Genomic DNA, 17,467 nt, shown 5'->3' on the forward strand with positions numbered 1-17,467 from the left:
CAACACGGCCTAGTGCTTGAAGCAGTGCTCGCGATGCCAAGCGAGGAACGCTGGATGCGGCCGTTCCTGCGCGCGCTGCGGGTGGTTGGCGAAGCCGGTGTTGTTGAGCAGCGAGCGGATGCTGTCGCGGTCATTGGCTTGTCTGCTTACCAGGATTTCGAGGTCGTCGTTGAGGCTGATCAAGCCACGATCGAACATCCAGTGGACGGTCCCGGATAGGGCGATTCCGTTGGTGACGATGTCTGGCCCGCCGCGGTCCACCGGGCGTATATGGGCGGCCTCGACTTCTGCGCGACCGCCGCCGTTGATGAGTTTCAAGCCGGTCATTGCGCAGCGGGCATCATATGCCTCGACGACCCGGCGGCGGAATAGGCGATCACGAACGAGACGGGAGCCGAGGTTGGCCACGCGGTCGCGCTGGATCTCGAGCTGGAAAGATCCCAGCACGTCGCTATCGCTTGCTCCCGAGGTCTCGCCGATCCTCGGTAGAAAGCTACGGTCGTCTGCAAGTCCGAGGTCGACGATGCGGTTGAAATCCTCGATCGAAAGGGCGCGCACTGCCGACTGGGCGCGGCCCGAGTTCCGGCCCTGGTGGTTGAGCACACCGCGTTCGACCACCCCAAGTGGACCGTTGAAAGGGACCGGGTTGGGGAAGTCGAGATATGTCCCGGGCTCGATCAAGGCGAGATACATATTCGGGGCGGTTGGGTCGGATACCACCTGAGCCACCTTGGCAACCGCAAAGTAGCCGCGCGTGTCTCTGACCTTGCGAGGTTCATAGTATATGATCCAATCCCCGATGCACGCAGTGACGCGTGTCAGATACTGCTGGGGGAACTGGTAGCGTTCGGCTGGGCTGTCGTCATAGATCGAGTCAGTCCGGTGAACGAAGACGCCCTTTGTCATACCGACCGAAACACCTTCCGAGCTAGCTTTACGCACGATTGCCGGATCCCGCAGCCGCTTGTCAAAGCCACTTCTCGTTGTCGAGTTATGGACGCAGACCGGAAAGGGGATAACAATCAAGCAAAGGACAGAAGCATATCATAGCCCGTTCGGGTGATGCTCGAATCCAAGCAGCGGTCATAGTGTGGGCGAGCCTGTTCGTTCGATCGGGCACGTCCATAACATTGGGGCTTGGGGTTGTGCATGCATGATCAAGTTTTGACAGATGAGGGACCCCATCATCTCCGATCGCACCTGAATGCCTGGGTAAGCCAGTATGCTGATGAATTCGCGCGGGCCCGGCCTTTCCCCTTTGTGGTGATTCCGGATTTCTTTCCGGACGATGTTGCCCGCGCTATCGGCGCTTCATTCCCAGCCATTGAACAGCCGGTGTGGGATCTCAATGGCCCCGGTGATGTGAGGCATAGCGGGGACAAGAACATCGAGAAGGTGAGTTGCTCGTTCGAGGAGTTTTACCCACCGATTATACGGAGCGCGATCCATGGCTTGAACTCGGGTATTTTCATTCGTTTTCTGGAGGATTTGACGGGGTTCAAAAACCTCAGCCCTGATCCTTATTTCTTTGGAGGCGGCCTGCACAGCACGGGCCGAGGTGGCCGTCTCATGATTCATGCCGATGCCTCGAGGCACCCGAACCCGAAGCTCGAGCAGGTCATCAACATGATCTATTACGTGACGCCTGAGTGGCGTGAGGAATGGGGCGGTCATTTGGAGTTGTGGGATTCCGACTGCAAAGCGTGTGTCCAGCGTATTGCCCCCTCATTCAACTCGGCTGTGATCTTCTACACGGGCACGAACTGCTATCACGGCCACCCGCAGCCTCTTGCGACCCCGCCGGGCGTGCGGCGCAATTCGATCGCGCTTTATTATTACACGACCGACAGGGTTCACGATGAGAGCTATGCCGGCTACCGGAACTATGTGGATTGGAAGCATGTCACTGAGCATGATCAGGACCGATCCGCGGTTCATGTCGCCAAGGGTTTGATCCGCAGATATGCCCCTGCTGCGGCGACCAATGCGACAGCCAAGCTGTATCGGACAATCCGGGATCGCCTGCGCTAGCTTCGGCGGGCTCTGGCGCATCAGTATGCAGATGCCGTCGGCGCCCTCCGATCCCGTGACGACCCACAGGGTGGGAGAAACGATCGACGCCAAGCGCGCCCATCTGCGCGCTCAGGCTGGTGAGCTGATCCGGCCGGTGCGCGGCGTCTATGTGGACACGATGCCGTCGCGGCGATCTAGGGCAAGCGGTCTGGAACGCGCATTATCTTGACCCCAGCGCCTATCTGTCGTCGGCCAGCGCGGTTGTTGCTCGGTGGTCGGTGCAACAGATGCGCGTCCAGATGGCGGCGCTTCTCCTCCTGGTCGTCTGGCACGGCGAGCCTGCCTGGTGACGGGGCAATCGTCACCAGTTGGGGGAGGCCCTCCCTTAAATCGAGGCAGTCAGCCTTCATGGGACTTGTGCTATTGTCCCGCCGCCATGTGGGGATCCGGTGTCTTTCAGGAAGACGCGACGGGTAGAAACAGCAAAGGGCTGCTCCCTTCGGATCGCGACGCCTCCAGCCATGCCCGCCCGGAGATCTCTTGCCTTGCGAGTTCCTCCAGCGTTTCTGCGCTAGCGGCGGCAGCAATTTCACGCTCGCGGGCTGATTTGACGACCTGGCGGTAGTCTTCAGCTTGTCGCTCCATTCGTTCCTGCCACTGCGGCGTTGCCGCCGTTTCATTCTCTGCTGCAGCGGCCATGGCCAATCTGTTCAGCCGCACGGGCTGACCGAGCGCGATCAGCGTGTTAGTGCGAGCCGAGGCGGCTTGGCGTGCCATATCGTCCTGGCCAGCTGCCAACCTTGCTGTGATGCGTAATCCCGAGGCCAATGCGTAGGCATCGACGAACGCTTCGCCGGAAAGGCGCGCATTGGCTTCAACAAGGTCGCGAGCACGGCGTTCGAAATTGTCTGCCAGGAAGTGGGCGTCCCGCGCGATGGCTGTCCATTCGTTGTGCGTGGCGGAGGGAAGCCATGCTTCTTCAACCTGATCGGCCAATGTGCGCAGACGCGTGAAATCCTCCGCGATGCGCTCAGCCCGCAGCCCCTCTATGCCACGCGCAATCGCTGCAAGTTCGGGAAGAAGCGCATCGACTTTCTTTTCGACCCGCGCGATCCGGTGGACAAGCAAGGCGGTGCCGGCAATCGACACCCCGATCGATATTCCGCTCAGCGCGAGGTTGGCGACCTGCAGCGCCTGCACCATTTCGATCGCCGCTTTGATTTGCTCGTTCTGGACGACGCTAACGGCATCGAGCGCCAGTTGAGGCAAGGCAAGAGGGCCTGAGCTCAGCAAAGAAGACAGGGCTGCCGTTTCCTGCAAATGTCCGACGACCTTGCCCGATGTGGCGGACTGGATGACTGAGCCCGCGACACGATATTCCCCCGAGGCGACGCCAGCCAGAAGGTGGCCCGGGACTTCGCGAAGGAGCTTGCCTGTAATACCACCGATCATAGAGATTTCGCCCGCTTGGCGGCTCGATCAAACTCGGCCGCGAGTTGCTCTCGGATTGCAGGAGAGCGCTCATTTCCATTGATCAGCGATGCAATAATGAACGCCCGCACGCGCTTTCGAAGACGGGCCCGCGTGCGATCTCGCATCTTGGCTGTGTTGAACACGCCTGTGGCGAGACCGACCCCGACTACTGCACCGCCGCCCAGCACGATCGGCCAGCTGATGGCCGTGGTGGTCACTAACCCGAAAAAGAGGGATGTGCTCGTCACTGCTGCGAAGGGCAGGGCGGCAGCGGCCGCAACGCCGGCGGCCAAGGGGACTGCGACCACCGCGACATCTTGCGCTCCTTCGAAGGCGCTGTCTGGTTCCTCCGTATGCTCTGGCCCGCGTGCCCAAACGGCCTGCTCGTCGACCAGTTCAAGAAGGGCTGCGTTTGCCTCGGCAAGGATGTTGACGGCAACGGGTTCTGCCACGGCTCGCACCATGGGTGCGATACGCCCCTGGATAAAGGCGGCCTGGTTGAACAGCCCATCCTTCAGCCCGACCTTCTCGATCTCATCTTCTGCCGAGAGAATGAGGTCGGCTGCAACCTGATTGAGCGTTCTTGCTGCGATCAGGGTGTATTCCGCCGCCCAATCGTCAATTCGTTGACCGGCAAAAATCCGGTTTAACAAGCTCATCAACTTCCCCCGCAGTCTCTCGGTCGAATCCGATTCCTCGGCCGGGACTTTCTGCCCAGTCTTCACGACGGAACCGGTCGTTTCAAGCTTGAAAGCTAAGCAGCTCTGGGAAGGTCTCCTGCATGTGAGCGGCGAGGCCTGCGCCACCGATGCGAATGGCATTGTCCCAACTCAATCTGAGCCGCGTTTTGTGGTGCCGGAGTTCGCTTGGCCTTTTGGTGGCGATGCCATTTCCGATCGGGCGCGGATGATCAACTGCACGATCGGGAAGGCTGCAAATATGATTTGCGCGGCAAGGCCGGCGAGCCCCGGACCGCTTGCCATTGCGAGGATCTGCTGCAGCAGAGTTCTGCCGAACAGGCTGATGCCGAGCAGCGTCTCCGCCATCCAGAGCAATATGAGCGCGATGGCGCCCATTTGAAGCCGCGACCCGGGCCGTGCCGGCACTTCGAGCCACAGGGTAAGCCAACCGCAATACACCCATGAGACCGCCAGCATCACGGGTAGTTCGGTGAGGGTGGCTCCCCAATCTCCGATCGCCGGGACGAGCAGGAGCACACGCAGAGTGCCGAGTACGAAGCCGATTGCGAACATGCCCGCGAAGTAGGTGACACCTGCTTGCGCTGTGCGCTTCATGGCTGTTTCTTCCCCCGAAGGCCGTGGCTGTACGCCAGATTACAGCATGTGTGCCTGGGTGGCGAAGCCGTCGCCCGACGGGCTCTTCGTCCCTTGATCAGGGGCTCCATAACGTCGCCCAGATTGCGGATCTGATCAAGCTGCAGCAGCCCGTAGACTGCCAAGATGATCCGTTTTCCTGAGCCCGCATTTTTCGGGCTCGCCCTTTCGCATTTGGTCCGATCCAGGCAAGAGCGGGCGTTCACAATCGGACGCACCTGATGAGAAGAGATTTTGCCAAACGACCGTCCGGTCCCGGTCATTGGGACCGTCTTGTTCATCACATCCACGGGCGACATTGGTGGCCTCAGATTTGATCCCGATATGCCATGACCGTGGCGCTCAGGCTGTGCAGTCGCGAGGCAGGCCTTGGTTTGTTTCAGCCATGCTTTGGAGCATCTGGCGCCAGAAATCGGGGGCCGATTTTGTCGTCGGTCGAAAGGGCTCTGAGCTCGGCTGATCGTCGTTCGGCCACGGCTGTTCTGCGCTTGAAGTGCGGCTCTGGAGCACCTCGAACGAACTCGGAAAAGTGGCGGTCGGCACCAGAGCCTGATGATCAATCGAGGCCCCGTGAACATCGGCATTTGCTTGTCGGACTGAGCCTGGCTGCACGCCGGGATTTGCCCGATATCGGATGCTTGCAGTGGCGCGCGCTGCTGCATGTTGCTTCAGCGTCCGTGAACGACCGCGGTGACGCTTTCAGCGACTTGAGGCGCACCGCGATTGTTGGATGAAGTTGCGCACCGACAGCGTCGGCTTGCCACATTTATCGTCGCGCTGTCGCCCAAGGCGGGTCGATCCACTTTGATGCAGAATCTCCCTGCCGGGAGCACCGTAAGGTGCGTGAGGCCAGCTGGATTCATAGATGCGGCGAGTGTCGGAGAATCCCGCCCGGGCGATTATCGCACTCTGGCCCCTCGGAGAGCGCAATGGGGTTTTGGGGCGGATCGCGCCCAAAAAACCGCCTGAAAATCTCCGTGCGGGAGATTTACGGTATTGCGCCGGATAATGCGAGTGTCGGCAATCGTCAGTTTACCGACACTCGGAGCATGGGTCCTTTTGCAAAAAAGCCGTATTTTCCGACAGTCGTTGCGCGATCGGGGTCTTATTCAATGAGTGTCGCTAAACCGGCATCTGTCGATTAGGGATCCTCGCTCTCTCCGGTCCGGGCACGCAGGATCTGGACGCTATTGGATTGGGGCCAGGAGCATTAGGGAAGCCAGCACCTAAACGCGGCTACGCACAGCTACGGTCAGCGAAGAGTCTCCCAAGCTGCAATCTGAAGCAGAGTGCGGACGATGGTCCGATTGCCGGGCTGTCGACCAAGGCTGGTAGACCCACTGCGATGCAAAACTTCTCTACCAAGCGCGCCGTAAGGTGCATGAGGTCAGCTCGATCCATGGGCTCGGCGAGTGTCGAAAAATATCGCTCTTGGCGATTATGTCGCTCCGGCCCTCGGAACGCGCAATGGGGTTTTGGGGCGGTTCGCGCTCAAAAATCCCACATAAATATGGCTTGAACAGATTTGCGGTATTGCGCCGGGTTCGGTGTGCGTCGTCAATCCTTGACTTATCGGCACTCACTGAGTGAACCTTTCTGCGAAAAAGTCGAATTTAGCGACATTCAAAGATTTCGAGTTATGTGATCAAGTGAATGTCGCTGAATCGGGTTTTGTCCTCGGAAAGCCAGTTCATCAGGATGGTAAGGCTCTCGATATTCTCCTAGTTTCATGCGTGAGCTCGCATTCGTACGTATATAAAGACTTGGAGAGGAGATTTTGGCGATGGAAGGTAATTCCAAAGGGGTTGAGGGTATGACGTCAGATCATGCGACAGACGTTAACTCTGAAGTTTTCAAAGTCGCTCTTTTGGCTGTTCAAAAAATCATGGAAAATTGCGAGTTTGACGCTTATTCGTCTGGGGTTTTTTCAGATTTTCTGCGGAGCGAGGATGCTCCTGAATTTTTCGATTTTTTGCTGTCGAGCATAGCTCCCAAAGGTATCGATCCTGCTTTGTGGATGCGTTGGTTGAGAGGGGGAGAGACCCCTCAAATCAAGAACCCTTGGGCTATCCGGTCGGCTAATCCTTCGTCACGGAAAGTGAGAAAGACCGAGTTTATCGAAACCGCTACAAACCGGTCGAAGCGCCAGCGCGACCTTGTTGCAAGGCTCATTGCCAAACGGGCGGAGATGGATCGTGAGATCGAGCAGGAGCAGCAGAAGCTGCAGCTGTTTATGAACGCCGAACGCGCGGCCTTTATGGCTGTTTTAGGCAACGAGGTCGCTCGCCTTATGTCGGCTCGCATCGCTGTTGGTCCGCTGTTCACGATTGCTCGTGCAATCTCGGCCACCGTACCGGAATCTCATGTTTCTGAGCGCGTGAAAGTGAGCATCGATCCTGACCGTGAGAAGGTTCGTGCAGCGCTGTCGATAGGCAGGGCTGAGACCACGGATTTCATCCTTCAGGAGCTTGATTTTTTCTGTGGCTATCCCTTTGCTGAGGATCAGCTTCGGTCTGCAATTTTGGATTGTCTGCAGCGTCTGCGAGACGACCGAGAAGAGGCTGAAAAGATGGGGCGTAAGGCCCGTTCGAAGCCTTGGTTTTCGGTTAGCGCAAGGCCCGAGGTTCTTAACGATGCGAGCGACGTTCTGAACGGCTTGAAGCCGTCGAAGCGTGTTGGATGACATGGGCGCTAAGCGCGTTTTGGACGGCATAAGCCAGGCCGTTTGAGGATCGATTTTTATAAAATCCCGGGGGCCGTTTTGCTCCTTCGCTCCTGAAAAATGCCCTACTAGGATGTGATCTGGCAGGGCATTTTCGGTGAGATTGGATGGAGCCGCTTGTCGGCGGAGTGTGTTTCGCTGAAAGCAGTTTTTGATAGCCTGGGCTGCCCGCTTTGCGTGTTTTAGCGTAGGCGGTGTTCTGACGTCACCTTGCTTGGCCTGGGGGCGGTGGTTGAAGTGCGGGGATGGACGAGCCGCACGTTACGACCGCATTGGACACCCACATTGGCACATCGATGCCGTCGTGGGGGCGTCCACCCCATCAGGTCTCGTTGATCATAGCCAGCAGATCACGGTGGCTGCGAGGGCGACGGCGGATAGGAAGGCGGTAGGGCAGTGGTCGTAGCGTGTGGAGACACGCCGCCAGTCCTTCTATCATGCGGACGAACACGCTTCGCCCGCCCCACCGCTTCCACCGACTGTAGAGCGTCTTGTGCGCATACTCCCTCGGGGCATCCCGCCACCGCAGGCCTTTCCAAATGACGAACACGATGCTGCCCAGCACCCGTCGATCATCAACCCGAGGCTTGCCGTGGCTGTTGAGGAAGTACGGCCGCAAGCGCTCCTTCTGCTCTTCAGTCAGCCAAAACAGCTCGCTCATCCGGATCTCCGCACGGAGCCCGAATCAGATCGCGAACCTCACATCAAGGGGTCCGACCCTCGGTGCCGTCTAGCCTATTCAAATGAGCGAAATCATGATATTCGCATCAAATGAAAGGATAGTGTCATGTCCGCACGCGCCAACCCGCAGCCGGATCGCGCCACCGCGCTGAGCGCTGCCATCGTGCGCATCGCCGAGTTCTGGTCGCTGAGCAACGCCAAGCTGGGCGTGATCCTTGGCCTTTCGGCGCCGACGGTGTCGCGGTTGAAGCGCGGCGCCACTGCGCTCGACCCGGCGTCCAAATCCTTCGAGGCGGGGCAACTTCTGCTGCGTCTGTTCCGCAGCCTGGATGCTTTGTTGGGCAGCGACGATGCCGCCGCCAAGCGCTGGCTGGAAACGCTCAATCTCGATCTTGGCGGCAAGCCGATCGAGAAGCTCGACACGATGCGCGGCCTGATCGAACTTTGTGATTATGTGGACTTCTACCGCGCTCGCGTCTGAGCACCGGGCCTATCGCGGCAAGGTCTGGCGGCTGGTCGAGGGGCAGCACCGCATCTCCACCAATCGCCTTGCCAGCGACGGCGCGACGCAAGCCCTGCTGGAGGAGCTGGCCGAAGAGGTGAAGCCGCAGGTGCCGGAGGGCGCGCGGCACCTCCATTTCCTGCTCGCCACGCCGTTCCGCTATGGCCACCGCAGCGCCAGTCGTTTCCGCCGTGCCAATGAACGACCGGGTATCTTCTATGCCGCCGAGGCGGAGGCCACTGCCATCGCGGAGACGGCCTATTGGTCGCTGCGCTTCTTCAGCCGCTCGCCGGGCTTCGTGCCGCCGACCACCACGGTGGAATACACAAGCTTCCATGTGCGCGTGGCGACGGATCGGGCTCTGGACCTGACACAGGCGCCTTTCGCGGAGCGTGAGGAGGATTGGATGGCGGATGATTATGCCGCTTGTCAGGCCTTGGCCAGCGAGGCGCGGAAGGTGGAGACAGCCCTGATCCGCACCTTGTCGGCGCGGGCAGGGGAAGGGCGATGCAATGTCGTTGTGTTTGACCCCGCCGCTTTTGCGGAGGCTGCGCCGGTCATCCACCGGACCTGGCATTTCAGGCATCAGGGTGGACGGCTGTCGGTGCTGGGGGCATTTCCGTCGACCGAGCGGTATGACTTTTCTGCGACCGGGTTGCGTTCGAGCATGACGCCGACGCACCGGTAGTCGAACTGGCGGCGCTAAGCGGCGATCTCGCGTGTGTCTCCACGCGGATCAGCAGTTTTTGGCGGAAATGGATGCCGTGATTGCCCCTAAAGGAGATATTCCGATTATCACGTGGCCGACGGACGGAAGGTCGCCTTCATGTGGTGGTAGCGATCGCTAAGGCGTAACTGGTGCTGCGTCCGCCCCCCAATTCTTTGACTAAAATGCCCCGTTGAACGAGATCGGTAATGTCGCGTAGCGCTGTGTCCGGCGACGTTTTGGCGATGTTTGCCCATTTGGCGTTGGTCAGTTTTCCGTCGAAGCCATCGAGCAAGCGGTTGAGGATTTTGCGCTGGCGGTCATTCAAGCGCTGGCCGGCGACTGACTCCCAGAATCTTGCTTTGCGCACGACGCTGGCGAGGATGGTTTCGGCACCGCTGAAAGCCCGGTCAAGACAGCCGATGAACCAGAGCAGCCAGGGCGTGATTTCAACGTCACTTTTTTGTGTGGATTCCAGCATCTCGTAATAGGCGTTGCGCTCAGCCCTGATCTGCGCGGACATGCTGTAGAAGCGCTGCGCGGTGCCTTCCGCGCGCGCAAGCGCGAGGTCTGCGATGGCGCGGGCAATGCGGCCATTGCCATCATCAAACGGGTGTATGGTTACAAACCATAGGTGCGCGACACCGGCTTTCAGCACGGGGTCGGGCTGAGCAGTTTCAAACCACGTTAGAAACCGGCTCATTTCGGCGTCAAGCCGGTCGGCTTCTGGCGCTTCGTAGTGGACCCGCTCACGACCAATTGGCCCTGATACAACCTGCATCGGGCCATCGTTACCGGTGCGCCAAGCGCCAACCGTGATCTTGCTCATGCCGCTGCGCCCTGTTGGAAACAGGGCTGCGTGCCAGCCATACAGCCGCTCCGCGGTTAACGGCGAGGCATAGTTCTGCGTGGCGTCTATCATCATTTCAACAACGCCATCGACGTTGCGATCCGATGGAACGAGACCGCCAATATCCATACCAAGACGTCGGGCAATAGACGATCGAACCTGATCGCGGTCCAGAAGCTCGCCTTCGATCTCGCTCGACTTGATGACATCTTCGGTAAGCGTTTGCAGCACTGCTTCTTTGCGCAGCGGAAAGCCAAGGGCTTCCATGCGCCCGATCAATCGTCCTTGGCGGTGGCGCACGGCGGCAAGCGGCTGGGCAAGCCGCTCGTCGCTCCAACGCAGATTTGGCCAATCGGCTCGTTCATGGATATAGGCCATAATCACCGCATCCCCTACGGCGATTATGGCTCTTATTCACCGCAAAACGCAAGAATGTTCACCGCATCGGATGCGGCGAACTTTTCTAGGCACGGCGCTGGACCCTCGGCCCTGCAATCAGCAGCGTACCGCCGTTATGGCGGACAGAGATCTCGACAGGCTTGCGAGTTGTGAGAACATCCAGAACGCTATTGCGCTGTGCCACCAGAGCCAGCCGTACAATGTTTCGTGCTGGACGGCGAGCTTGGCGTAGGGGGGCGCGACGCGTCGAAAGGCCTTCAACCGGCAGAAGGCGTTTTCGACCGGTATCGTGCTCGTTGACGCTCTCGACCATAGCGGATCGCGCGCTTTCGGCTCGAGCAGCCCGGGATGACCGGGACGGAGTCATGGCTCCTGAGCGAACGGGGGAGGCCGTAGGCATCGTAGCCTTTGTCATCGATCACGTAGCGGGCGAGAAGCTCGGGCGCGGCCTTCACATCGGCCACATTGCCCGGCGTTAGCACCAACGCATAGGGGCGGCCGAAGACATCAGTGAGCGTGTGGATCTTGGTCGTGTGGCCTCCGCGCCAGCGCCTAATCCCTCGCGTCCGCGCGCCTCGGCAGATACGGCTCGATCGCGGCCCATGCCCCGTCCGACAGCCAACTCAGGCCCCGGATCGGATTTGGAGTCTGATAGCTGGGTCGGATCACAAACGTCATATCGATGGGTCCTCATTGGAAGGGCTGTATCTCACGGCAAAGCCGGAAAGCTCCGCCGATACGCATGAACCATCTCCCTGAGTGCGGCAGGCTGAAGCACCTCGACCGATGTTCCCCAGGCATAGAGATGCCAGCACATTTCCAGATGACCTGATGCCCTGAAGCGGACGAGAAGCGAGCCATCGGGCTCATCCTCGGTTTGTTGCGTTGGATGAAACACGAACCGGCGCGCATGGGGCGCTGCCTCTGGCGAGAAGCGCCAGACGACATCCGCTTCCTCCCTGGCGTTCTCGAACGATCCAAAGCCGCGCTCTGCGTGCCGCCTGATATCGAAGTTCCGGTCAAGCTCGAAGCTCTCGTCCAGCACTTCTGCTTCGACGATCTCCTCCACGCGATAATGCTGCAAGGGCGCGGTCGCTGGCTTGGCCCTATCGCGAGCAACCAGATAGCGCCGAACGCCAAGCAGCAGCCCGTGCGGCGCCACGGTCCGCATGGTCGGCTTATTCTGGTTTCGCGTGCGATAGGAGAAGCGCAGCAGGAACGGTCCTTTCAAGGCTTCATAAATGGCGGCGTCCACGGCGCTGTTGGACGCCGGCCGCGGACCGGGGCGCGCTGCATGTCCCAGGGCTTCAAGCAGTGCTTCCTCATCAACGGAAATGCGGGTTCCGGCTTCCGGGGGGATCAGTGCGCGCACTTTCTGGCGCAGCTGGCGAAGAGATGCTGCCTCTGAGGCAAGGCCCGAGTTCTCCAGCTCCGAGATCGCAGTGGCTAAGGCGGCCAGCTCCTCGGCGGATGGGGTGAGGAGAGGAGCGACAGCTCTTGCCGGGATCCGCCACCTTCGCCGGCGGTCATCCCCGTCTTCGGTTTGTGTCTGAGGAAAGGCGGCCTCCAGCGCGACGGTCATGCGCTGTGCAGAACGATAGACGCACCCGAACTCTTCGACGATTTCGTCGAGGGTTACGCCGGCGCGCCGTGTCGCCATCATTGCGAGCCGGATAAGATCCTGTGCCTTTGCAAATGACATTTGCTCTCCCTGACAGCTTTTGTCGTGGCGATCGGGCATAGCGCAGGCAAGGGGTGTGTGCATGCGGAATGTCCACGGGGAACTGAGACTTAGTGCGTCGGACCTGATGCGGTTCGTGGGCTGCCGTCATGCGACAACGCTTGATATGCGGTTGCTTGAGGTTGGGGATATCTCGCCGCGCGATGACGGTGCGGGTGCCGAGCTTCTCCAAAAGCGCGGTGATGAGCAAGAGCGGGCGCATCTTGATCGACTGAGGGCGGTCGGCAAGACGGTGATCGAGATCGCCAAGGACGGAATCTCGCTGTCCGAGGCAGTCCGACGGACCTGGGAAGCGATGCAGCGCGGTCCCGATGTGATCTTCCAGGGGGGGCGTTCCTGAGAGGCAGTTGGGGTGGCTATTCCGACTTTCTCGAGCGAGTGGACCGACCGAGCTAGGGTCATTCTCCTAAGTGGACACCAAGCTCAAACGCCGGGCCGATCCCAAGCACAGATGGCGCTTGTGAATGCACTTTGCCTGCTTCGCGAACATGGGGGTGACAGGTTTTGACGGGGTGCCCCGCCATAAGGGTCTCATCGCAACGAGGAGATACCGAATGGCTTGGGATCTGGGGCTTCAGCATATCGTGGACATCGATGGCCAGCTGCTTGGCATTGACGCGGAAGTGATCGACACGACGTCGTTGCTTGCCCGGGCCACCCTCCCGGCTGATCGTCAGCTGTGGCTGGTTCGCGCCGGTGAACGCTTCCAGCTTGCGGCAAGGCAGTTGGTCAGGCTGACCAAGGATGAGGTGCTGTTCTTCGAGACATCGGAGCCCGGTGTCCGTGGTAGGCGGCAGCTGCTCGCAGCCTGATGCGCCACATTCCGGCGCCGAAGAGGGTCCGGCTTATGCTGTTTCTCGCTCAGGGGGCGATGCCGGCTGACTAGGCTAACGTTATGTAGCAAACGCACCAAGCCCCGCCCACCTTTGCCAGCGCAGATGATGCCATAAGGCGGCATGACCGATTACGTCGCCACGGACCTTTCGAAGAAGCGGGCGGAGATCGCCGGTGAGATCAAGTGGACGCATGAGCACCTCCGCCAGCTATGCAGGGACTTGGAGCATGTGGATGCCACGCTCCGCGTCGTCGCACTCTATCTTGAGGTAGAAGCGATCAGGCCCGCGTTCCGACCTCCGGAGGACTGGAGCAAGCGAGGCGAGATGTCCCGCGTTGTGCTGTCGATCCTCCGAATGGCGCGGGAGGCGCTGAAAGCGCGTGAGATCGCGATGCGAACGATTGCATTGCGGGGCTCGGCAGCGGACGAGCGCATGCTACGTACCATGACCAAGCGCGTTGGCAGCGCCTTGTGGGATCAGCGCGACAGGGCGCGCGCTGTGTCCAACGAAGGGCCTGGCTCGCACCAGCTTTGGACGTTGGCGGCCTAGGTGGCGCCAAACTGCTCGTAACTCGTTGTCGTGGCACAGATTTTCGGGTACAGTTGAAGACGTCATTGGTGACGATGCTCAGTGCGATCAATTGCGATGCGTTTTAGCGCATCGGCGGCAAAGCGCCGATGTTTTGTAGGAGGAAGGCGTGGTTCAGAATCGTGAAGGATGGTGGGGCGGCCGATAAGCCAGCGTATATCAATAGAACTGTTATTTGGAATGGCCTCCATCTCATAATGGAAGGTCATCCTTTTGAATGACATATTTGCGGCACTGTGTACCGGCTATCCTGCCCACATGCCTGTTGTCGAAAACAATGAGATGGGCAGGTGCTTTCCAGTTGTGTTAGGCGGGTTTCGTGCCGGACACGTACAGGTAGGCAGTCAAGTTGCAATAAGCCGAGGCGCCATTCCGCTCTTCCCAGAGCGCATGCATCGGTTTTACTCGCGAGTCTGGTGGATAGACCAGATCCTAACTATAGCTTATGCCCATCACCGTTTGTTGTGGATCCATCCGTTTGCGGACGGCAATGGTCGTGTGGCTCGCGGTCTCGTGCGTGATGTCAATAAATATAAAGCTCATCTCGAAGCCTGTGACGCGCATCGTCAGGCCGATCGAGATGGCCGTGGCAATCTTAGCGAGGCATACCTTGCGGGCTTTGTAGAGTTTTTTCTGCGCACTTGCATTGATCAAGCTAGCTTCATGGCCGCCCTCATGCAGCTGGATAAACTGCGTAACTAGGTCATCATCTGGGCCGAAGAAGAGATGCAGGCGGGTCGTTTGCCACCGAAATCCGACACGGTCCTCAAAGCGCTTCTCTATCAGGGTAAGCTTCGCCGCGGTGAAGTGCACGACATGCCCGGCATGAGCGAACGGGCTGCGCGACGCATCAGATCTGCCTTGCAGCAATGCGGCGCAATGACCTCAGAGAGTTCGTGAGCTCCTCACTATCTCGCCTTCCCGGCGAAGTTAGCTGCGCGTTGGCTGCCAAACTTGTTTTCCGATCGGCCTATGGCAGCGTGAAAGCGCTTGGTGCCCCGAAGCAAAGGCGATTGGCGATTGTTAAGACAGTGCGCGGTCCGTTTAACGGGCGAAAATCTTAACGCGCCCATGGATTCGTGTTGTTAGGTTCTTTAGGTTATCAACAGTGGATGAGTACTGGAATAAAAACCGACAGGCCGATATTATTTCATGTTTTTATGTATTAAAAAGACACGACGTTAGGGTTTGGCGTATTTATATGGCAATGTATGCTCACATCGAAATTGCCGAGAACATGTCTTGAACCAGTTTCGCCGGGCTTCCAATCTGAGCCGGGTGTTAGGGCTTGAGGGGGAGGGGAGATGTACGCGCATTCCGTTGAAAACCAACCTCCGTCAAGCTGGGAGCCGCTTGCGCATCATCTGAAGCAGGTCGGCGAGCGGGCCGGCGTGTTTGGGCAGGCGTTCGGTGCGGCGCTGCCTGCACAGATTATGGGTGCGCTGCACGATATCGGCAAATGTGCCGAGGCTTACCAGCGTTACATCCGTGCGCCGCGCGTGCTGGAGGGGCAGGTGCGGGGTCCGGACCATAGCACTGCCGGAGCGCAGGTGGCGTCGCGCCTGTTTGGCAAGACGATGGGGCGGCTGATGGCGTTTGGGATTGCCGGCCATCATGGCGGGCTGATCGATGGTTGTGACCTAACCAAACGCGAGGCCAAGCTGGTCGAAGACTATGCGGGCTGGGAAACCCATGCGCCGCCACTGCCCGATCCGACTGTCCTGCTCGCAAGTTTGAAGACGTTAAGGCGCAACGCGGTCGAGCCGGCGTTCAGCCTCTTCTTTCTGGGGCGAATGCTGTTTTCCTGTCTGGTCGATGCCGATTTTCTGGAAACCGAGCACTTCTATGCGGCCGCTGCAGGGCTGCCGCCGCCTGCGCGCGGCGGGCGGCTCGAACTGCGCCACCGCGACGCTGTGCGCGCCTTCATGGATCGGCATCGCCGCGACGATCCGCCGGTCAACCAACTGCGTTCGCGCGTCCTCGACCATGCGGTGGGCAAGGCCGCGGTGGCACCCGGGCTGTTCACCCTCACTGTGCCGACCGGTGGGGGCAAGACGCTGACATCGCTCAGCTTTGCGCTGGAACATGCGATGGCGCACGGGCTGGAACGGATTGTCTATGTCATCCCCTTCACGTCGATCATCGAGCAGACGGCGGACGTGTTTCGCACCGCGCTGGGCGATGAGCTAGCCGGGGCGGTGCTGGAACATCATTCGAGTTTCGACTGGGATGACCGCGCGCCGGCATCGGACGGAGACGTTGAGGAAGAGGGGCGCAGTGGCGTCGCCAAGCTGCGCCGGGACGCCGAGAACTGGGATGTTCCGATCGTCGTGACGACCGCGGTGCAGTTTTTCGAGAGCCTGTTTGCCGCCCGTACCAGCCGGGCGCGCAAGCTGCACAACCTTGCCAACAGCGTCATCGTGATCGACGAGGCGCAATCGATCCCGGTCCATCTGCTGCGCCCTTGCATGGCGGCGATCGACGAGCTGGCCAAAAACTACGGCGCGAGCGTGGTGTTGTGCACCGCCACCCAGCCGGCGCTGCGGGTGCAGGATGGTGCGCTGCCGCGACGGCGCGAGGGCGATCCGGCCGAAGGTCTGGATATCCCGCCCGACCGTGAGCTGGCGCCCGATCCCGCCGGGCTTTACACCGCGCTGCGGCGGGTCGCCGTCACATGGTTGCAGCAGCCGGTTCCGGACACTGCGGTCATCGCCCGCTTTGCCGAACAGTCGCAGATGCTCTGCATCGTGAACAGTCGCGGCCATGCCCGCACGCTCTTCGATGCGATTGCCGATCAGCCGGGCGCGCGTCATCTGACCACGCTGATGTGCGCAAAGCATCGTCGGGAGGTGCTGGCGGAACTCCGATCCGACCTGACGGCGGGCAGGCCGGTCCGTCTGGTCGCGACCAGCCTGATCGAGGCGGGGGTGGATGTGTCCTTCCCCGAAGTATGGCGGGCCGCGGCCGGCCTGTCGAGCATCGCCCAGGCGGCCGGGCGTTGCAATCGCGGCGGCGAACTGGCCGGGCTGGGCAGGACAGTGGTGTTCGAGCCGGACGGGTACAGGATGCCGCCCGCCATCAACGCTTTCTACACGCCGGCGCGCGAGGCGCTGCGCATCCATGCCGGAGACCCGCTGGCCCTGGCGGCGATCGAGCATTACTATCGCGCGCTCTATTGGCATCAGGGCTATGCGGCGCTGGATCGGGCGACCGGCATGGGTCAGGCCTATGCCATCCTTCCGGCCGTTCGGATCGGCATGGACCCCCGGGGGGTCGACTTCCCGTTCCGCACGATATCGGATGCGTTCCGCCTGATCGACGAGGTCATGGATCCGGTGCTGATCCCCCATGATGTGGAGGCGGAAGGCGCGCTGGATGCGCTTCTGCATGCGCCCGTTCCCCCGGCCGGCATTTTGCGAAAACTTCAGCAATATGCCGTGCCGGTTCCCAAAAAGGTGCGCGCAACCATGCTTGCCAGCGGGGTCGCGAGGGTTGTGCGCGAGGACTATGGTGATCGGTTTGTCGTGCTTCAGGACCCTGAGCGTTATGACCGATTGCGAGGGCTGAACATTGATGACGCGCTTTGGAGATCGAGCGAGCAGAACATGTTGTAACCTGTACC

At 60.1% G+C, this 17,467-nt stretch carries 18 protein-coding genes and 1 pseudogene; 10 read left to right on the forward strand and 9 right to left on the reverse strand.

Annotated elements, in window-relative coordinates:
* Window positions 1–9 precede the first annotated feature (9 nt).
* Window positions 10–906: an HNH endonuclease gene (locus OPU66_RS07600; RefSeq protein ID WP_498553006.1), complete on the reverse strand. Its 897-nt coding sequence runs from the start codon at window positions 904–906 to the stop codon at window positions 10–12.
* A 243-nt stretch (window positions 907–1,149) separates the two neighbouring features.
* On the opposite strand from OPU66_RS07600, the gene OPU66_RS07605 reads away from it, so the two are divergent.
* Together OPU66_RS07605 and OPU66_RS07610 are read left to right on the forward strand one after the other, a co-directional pair.
* A complete protein-coding gene (locus OPU66_RS07605) occupies window positions 1,150–2,031 on the forward strand; it encodes a 2OG-Fe(II) oxygenase (protein WP_498553007.1) in 882 nt (293 codons plus the stop codon).
* 55 nt (window positions 2,032–2,086) lie between these two features.
* A complete protein-coding gene (locus tag OPU66_RS07610; RefSeq protein WP_498553008.1) occupies window positions 2,087–2,242 on the forward strand; it encodes a hypothetical protein in 156 nt (51 codons plus the stop codon).
* A 227-nt stretch (window positions 2,243–2,469) separates the two neighbouring features.
* Here the strand turns inward: OPU66_RS07610 and OPU66_RS07615 are convergent, their stop codons facing one another.
* The 3 genes from OPU66_RS07615 to OPU66_RS07625 form a co-directional block, all read right to left on the reverse strand.
* Window positions 2,470–3,465, reverse strand: coding sequence for a hypothetical protein (locus OPU66_RS07615; protein ID WP_498553009.1), 996 nt, complete (start codon window positions 3,463–3,465; stop codon window positions 2,470–2,472).
* Window positions 3,462–4,211 (reverse strand): hypothetical protein, encoded by a 750-nt coding sequence (locus OPU66_RS07620; RefSeq protein WP_498553010.1) that lies wholly within the window; start codon window positions 4,209–4,211, stop codon window positions 3,462–3,464. Before OPU66_RS07620 ends, OPU66_RS07615 begins: the two co-directional genes overlap by 4 nt.
* Window positions 4,212–4,316: 105 nt before the next feature.
* Entirely contained in the window at window positions 4,317–4,781 is a 465-nt protein-coding gene (locus OPU66_RS07625) for a hypothetical protein (protein WP_498553011.1), read from the reverse strand.
* Between the two features lie 1,822 nt (window positions 4,782–6,603).
* Here OPU66_RS07625 and OPU66_RS07630 point away from each other — a divergent pair.
* Entirely contained in the window at window positions 6,604–7,503 is a 900-nt protein-coding gene (locus tag OPU66_RS07630; protein ID WP_498553012.1) for a hypothetical protein, read from the forward strand.
* A 457-nt stretch (window positions 7,504–7,960) separates the two neighbouring features.
* Here the strand turns inward: OPU66_RS07630 and OPU66_RS07635 are convergent.
* Window positions 7,961–8,203: pseudogene (locus OPU66_RS07635) on the reverse strand (transposase); the annotation flags it as partial.
* A gap of 126 nt (window positions 8,204–8,329) precedes the next feature.
* Here OPU66_RS07635 and OPU66_RS07640 point away from each other — a divergent pair.
* Together OPU66_RS07640 and OPU66_RS07645 are read left to right on the forward strand one after the other, a co-directional pair.
* Complete coding sequence (locus tag OPU66_RS07640; protein ID WP_498553014.1) at window positions 8,330–8,704, forward strand: antitoxin Xre-like helix-turn-helix domain-containing protein; 375 nt, start codon at window positions 8,330–8,332, stop codon at window positions 8,702–8,704.
* On the forward strand, window positions 8,676–9,413 hold the full coding sequence (locus tag OPU66_RS07645; protein ID WP_498553015.1) for an RES family NAD+ phosphorylase: 738 nt from the start codon (window positions 8,676–8,678) through the stop codon (window positions 9,411–9,413). Before OPU66_RS07640 ends, OPU66_RS07645 begins: the two co-directional genes overlap by 29 nt.
* Before the next feature lie 136 nt (window positions 9,414–9,549).
* On the opposite strand, the gene OPU66_RS07650 is transcribed toward OPU66_RS07645, so the two are convergent.
* The 3 genes from OPU66_RS07650 to OPU66_RS07660 all read right to left on the reverse strand — a co-directional run bounded on the left by OPU66_RS07650 (window position 9,550) and on the right by OPU66_RS07660 (window position 12,382).
* On the reverse strand, window positions 9,550–10,659 hold the full coding sequence (locus tag OPU66_RS07650; protein ID WP_498553016.1) for a Fic family protein: 1,110 nt from the start codon (window positions 10,657–10,659) through the stop codon (window positions 9,550–9,552).
* A 278-nt stretch (window positions 10,660–10,937) separates the two neighbouring features.
* The gene (locus OPU66_RS07655) at window positions 10,938–11,264 is read right to left on the reverse strand and encodes a transposase (RefSeq protein ID WP_498553043.1); all 327 of its coding nucleotides are present in this window, start codon (window positions 11,262–11,264) and stop codon (window positions 10,938–10,940) included.
* A gap of 125 nt (window positions 11,265–11,389) precedes the next feature.
* Complete coding sequence (locus tag OPU66_RS07660; protein ID WP_498553018.1) at window positions 11,390–12,382, reverse strand: helix-turn-helix transcriptional regulator; 993 nt, start codon at window positions 12,380–12,382, stop codon at window positions 11,390–11,392.
* A 106-nt stretch (window positions 12,383–12,488) separates the two neighbouring features.
* Between OPU66_RS07660 and OPU66_RS07665 the strand changes: the two genes are divergently transcribed.
* The 3 genes from OPU66_RS07665 to OPU66_RS07675 all read left to right on the forward strand — a co-directional run bounded on the left by OPU66_RS07665 (window position 12,489) and on the right by OPU66_RS07675 (window position 13,806).
* Window positions 12,489–12,761 carry a hypothetical protein gene (locus OPU66_RS07665; RefSeq protein ID WP_498553019.1) on the forward strand — a complete coding sequence of 91 codons (273 nt, stop codon included), beginning with the start codon at window positions 12,489–12,491 and terminating at the stop codon, window positions 12,759–12,761.
* Between the two features lie 214 nt (window positions 12,762–12,975).
* Window positions 12,976–13,233, forward strand: coding sequence for a hypothetical protein (locus OPU66_RS07670; RefSeq protein ID WP_498553020.1), 258 nt, complete (start codon window positions 12,976–12,978; stop codon window positions 13,231–13,233).
* 144 nt (window positions 13,234–13,377) lie between these two features.
* Window positions 13,378–13,806, forward strand: a complete 429-nt coding sequence (locus tag OPU66_RS07675) for a hypothetical protein (RefSeq protein WP_498553021.1) — start codon at window positions 13,378–13,380, stop codon at window positions 13,804–13,806.
* A 62-nt stretch (window positions 13,807–13,868) separates the two neighbouring features.
* Here the strand turns inward: OPU66_RS07675 and OPU66_RS07680 are convergent, their stop codons facing one another.
* Window positions 13,869–14,054 (reverse strand): hypothetical protein, encoded by a 186-nt coding sequence (locus OPU66_RS07680; RefSeq protein ID WP_498553022.1) that lies wholly within the window; start codon window positions 14,052–14,054, stop codon window positions 13,869–13,871.
* A 181-nt stretch (window positions 14,055–14,235) separates the two neighbouring features.
* Here OPU66_RS07680 and OPU66_RS07685 point away from each other — a divergent pair, with 181 nt between their 5' ends.
* Window positions 14,236–14,547: a Fic family protein gene (locus tag OPU66_RS07685; RefSeq protein ID WP_498553044.1), complete on the forward strand. Its 312-nt coding sequence runs from the start codon at window positions 14,236–14,238 to the stop codon at window positions 14,545–14,547.
* A gap of 602 nt (window positions 14,548–15,149) precedes the next feature.
* Window positions 15,150–17,459, forward strand: a complete 2,310-nt coding sequence (locus OPU66_RS07690) for a CRISPR-associated endonuclease Cas3'' (RefSeq protein WP_498553023.1) — start codon at window positions 15,150–15,152, stop codon at window positions 17,457–17,459.
* Window positions 17,460–17,467: the final 8 nt, after the last annotated feature.

This window comes from Sphingomonas sp. URJC2, from assembly GCF_059803575.1.

Excerpts from the sequence above, each read along its gene's own strand:
- OPU66_RS07600 (WP_498553006.1), bottom strand. The coding sequence starts at position 906 with ATGACAAAGGGCGTCTTCGTTCACCGGACTGACTCGATCTATGACGAC.
- OPU66_RS07605 (WP_498553007.1), top strand. The coding sequence starts at position 1,150 with ATGCATGATCAAGTTTTGACAGATGAGGGACCCCATCATCTCCGATCG.
- OPU66_RS07615 (WP_498553009.1), bottom strand. The coding sequence starts at position 3,465 with ATGATCGGTGGTATTACAGGCAAGCTCCTTCGCGAAGTCCCGGGCCAC.
- OPU66_RS07625 (WP_498553011.1), bottom strand. The coding sequence starts at position 4,781 with ATGAAGCGCACAGCGCAAGCAGGTGTCACCTACTTCGCGGGCATGTTC.
- OPU66_RS07630 (WP_498553012.1), top strand. The coding sequence starts at position 6,604 with ATGGAAGGTAATTCCAAAGGGGTTGAGGGTATGACGTCAGATCATGCG.
- OPU66_RS07640 (WP_498553014.1), top strand. The coding sequence starts at position 8,330 with ATGTCCGCACGCGCCAACCCGCAGCCGGATCGCGCCACCGCGCTGAGC.
- OPU66_RS07645 (WP_498553015.1), top strand. The coding sequence starts at position 8,676 with ATGTGGACTTCTACCGCGCTCGCGTCTGAGCACCGGGCCTATCGCGGC.
- OPU66_RS07650 (WP_498553016.1), bottom strand. The coding sequence starts at position 10,659 with ATGGCCTATATCCATGAACGAGCCGATTGGCCAAATCTGCGTTGGAGC.
- OPU66_RS07660 (WP_498553018.1), bottom strand. The coding sequence starts at position 12,382 with ATGTCATTTGCAAAGGCACAGGATCTTATCCGGCTCGCAATGATGGCG.
- OPU66_RS07665 (WP_498553019.1), top strand. The coding sequence starts at position 12,489 with ATGCGGTTCGTGGGCTGCCGTCATGCGACAACGCTTGATATGCGGTTG.
- OPU66_RS07670 (WP_498553020.1), top strand. The coding sequence starts at position 12,976 with ATGGCTTGGGATCTGGGGCTTCAGCATATCGTGGACATCGATGGCCAG.
- OPU66_RS07675 (WP_498553021.1), top strand. The coding sequence starts at position 13,378 with ATGACCGATTACGTCGCCACGGACCTTTCGAAGAAGCGGGCGGAGATC.
- OPU66_RS07680 (WP_498553022.1), bottom strand. The coding sequence starts at position 14,054 with ATGACCTTCCATTATGAGATGGAGGCCATTCCAAATAACAGTTCTATT.
- OPU66_RS07685 (WP_498553044.1), top strand. The coding sequence starts at position 14,236 with ATGCATCGGTTTTACTCGCGAGTCTGGTGGATAGACCAGATCCTAACT.
- OPU66_RS07690 (WP_498553023.1), top strand. The coding sequence starts at position 15,150 with ATGTACGCGCATTCCGTTGAAAACCAACCTCCGTCAAGCTGGGAGCCG.